Source organism: Pseudomonas sp. GW822-FHT04C11, from assembly GCF_058800905.1.
On record NZ_JBXAMS010000040.1, the window covers coordinates 1,266 to 1,738 of the forward strand.

Annotated in this window: 1 pseudogene; it reads right to left on the reverse strand. The window is 59.2% G+C overall.

The features are described from left to right. Nucleotides 1-77: 77 nt before the first annotated feature. Nucleotides 78-203, reverse strand: a pseudogene (locus AC1RJ3_RS29595) (DUF6124 family protein); the annotation flags it as partial. Nucleotides 204-473: the final 270 nt, after the last annotated feature.

Consider the following 473-nt stretch of genomic DNA (forward strand, 5'->3'; position numbering starts at 1 on the left):
AGCAAAACCGCATCGAATGGTTTTGGGACCGCTTCGCGCTCCAGCGGGAGCAAGCTCCCTCGCCACAAGGTTGTGCTCTACGCGTCGGAGTCGTACGGATCGAAATTATCCAGCGCCCGATTTACCAGCAACTCGCCCAGCACAATCATCTGCTGAATCGCCAACGCCACATGACGCCGCGAACCTTCCAGTTCGAAGGCTGGATTGCTGGCCGAACAGAAGTTGAGTGAGGAAAAGAGTTACTGGCAGCCGTAAGGTGCTGGTGAAAGACCTGACGCGGACTGTCTGACAGCCGACAGTCCCTTGTGGCGAGGGAGCTTGCTCCCGCTCGGCTGCGCAGCAGTCGTAACCCCCCTGTCACTCGGTCCTCCAGCAAAACCGCATCGAATGGTTTTGGGACCGCTTCGCGCTCCAGCGGGAGCAAGCTCCCTCGCCACAAGGTTGTGCTTTACGCGTCGGAGTCGTAGGGATCG